Consider the following 229-nt stretch of genomic DNA (forward strand, 5'->3'; position numbering starts at 1 on the left):
GGCGACCTCGGCCTGTTATGCATTACCGCCGAGATGCCGCCGATTTCGGTGGGCGAAGCCACCGAAGTCTATCTGGAAGCGATGATCAATCTGCTGCGCTGGCAGCCAGCGGGTTGAGTACGCCGTGAGAAAAATGCAGCGACGGTTCAACATCGGCCGCAAGCCAGGTTGGACCGTCGGGATCCGCGAAGGTCGCGCGCGCCGTAAGCGGTAATGACGCACGAATCGC

2 pseudogenes are annotated in these 229 nt (G+C 61.6%); one reads left to right on the forward strand and one right to left on the reverse strand.

The annotated features are described in order from the left end of the window. Nucleotides 1–117: pseudogene (locus KVT28_RS28085) on the forward strand (murein tripeptide amidase MpaA); the annotation flags it as partial. On the opposite strand, the pseudogene KVT28_RS28090 reads toward KVT28_RS28085, so the two are convergent. Next, nucleotides 86–229, reverse strand: a pseudogene (locus KVT28_RS28090) (L-Ala-D/L-Glu epimerase); the annotation flags it as partial. The pseudogenes KVT28_RS28085 and KVT28_RS28090 sit on opposite strands and share 32 nt — an antisense overlap.

Source organism: Pantoea sp. GbtcB22 (genome assembly GCF_019091025.1).
GTDB lineage: Bacteria > Pseudomonadota > Gammaproteobacteria > Enterobacterales > Enterobacteriaceae > Pantoea > Pantoea leporis.